Below are 1,072 nucleotides of genomic sequence, written 5' to 3'. Positions count from 1 at the left end.
ATCAATAAATTTTTCTGATTAAGAAATAGACTAGACGTGATAAGAGATTGCGTCTAGTTTACCCTAATTAACAGAATTCAAAACTTAACAAATTTTTGGCTATCAAATACTCCTCAACATTTTCTCACCTCCCGGTTACACTAAATGACCATTGGAAACTAGGGTTACAGCTAGATTGCAAGTCGCGGATCTTAATTCCAGAATCTTTGGGGTTAACTTGCTGTTTGGAGGAGTTTTTTGGCTTGGTCGAGAGCCCCATTTGTTTTAAGAGACGGTTAATATGGCGATCGCTGATTTCAATGCCAAATTCAAGTGCTAAATGTTTACTTAACCAATTGGCTGTCCAGCAGCTAAACCCATAGCCATATTCACGAGGGCTATGAGTCACTAATTCTTTCGTAGCACCTTCTCGGTGACTAGGGTATTTAAACACACTCTAAAAGACTTTTCAAACATCCTCTTAGAGCGTATTTATAAAGCTGGTTTTATCATTGCTTTTTGATGGTATTTATTATGCTTTATAAATAAGTCTCTTTTCGATAAAAATCGCTAAAAACTTAGCTAAAGTTTTTAGCGATATACCTATTTCAACAAAGGAATTATGAGAAAATTGAGAATTGTTGACCTTGGTTTTTGTGAAAGTGAGCTTGTTAGTAATAGCCAAGTACTAGGAGGAACAGGAACCACAATTACTGTCACCTCACCTTACGGTACTTGGTCTAGTAGTTATGATACTGCTAAGTACAGTGGCTATAGCGCAAGCTATTATGTCGATCCGCAAACAGGACAGATTACTACTCAAATCAGTGGTGTAGCTGAGGGGGGTGTCGCTGGTGCAGTAGCAGGCGTTGTTTCTGATGGTGTAACAAAATACGCTTACTCTTCTTCTTCGGTGAAAGTTTAGCAATTTCTAAACTTTGTGTAAGCAAGTATCTCGTTATAGCAATCAATAAATTTTTCTGATTAAGAAATAGACTAGACGTGATAAGAGATTGCGTCTAGTTTACCCTAATTAACAGAATTCAAAACTTAACAAATTTTTGGCTATCAAATACTCCTCAACATTTTCTCA

At 36.7% G+C, this 1,072-nt stretch carries 1 protein-coding gene and 1 pseudogene; one reads left to right on the top strand and one right to left on the bottom strand.

Going from position 1 to position 1,072, the window contains the following annotated elements; translation table 11 throughout:
• Positions 1-124: 124 nt before the first annotated feature.
• Positions 125-397, bottom strand: a pseudogene (locus G4P69_RS38795) (winged helix-turn-helix domain-containing protein); the annotation flags it as partial.
• A 204-nt stretch (positions 398-601) separates the two neighbouring features.
• Between G4P69_RS38795 and G4P69_RS38790 the strand changes: the two are divergent.
• Positions 602-904 (top strand): hypothetical protein, encoded by a 303-nt coding sequence (locus G4P69_RS38790; protein WP_208346625.1) that lies wholly within the window; start codon positions 602-604, stop codon positions 902-904.
• Positions 905-1,072 lie beyond the last annotated feature (168 nt).

It is taken from the genome of Aetokthonos hydrillicola CCALA 1050, from assembly GCF_017591665.1.
Lineage (GTDB): Bacteria > Cyanobacteriota > Cyanobacteriia > Cyanobacteriales > Nostocaceae > Aetokthonos > Aetokthonos hydrillicola.
The sequence above is the reverse complement of the archived record's forward strand: the minus strand, read 5'-3'. Positions and strand labels throughout refer to the sequence as shown.

Coding starts and splice junctions, on each gene's coding strand:
- G4P69_RS38790 (WP_208346625.1), top strand. CDS start 602: ATGAGAAAATTGAGAATTGTTGACCTTGGTTTTTGTGAAAGTGAGCTT.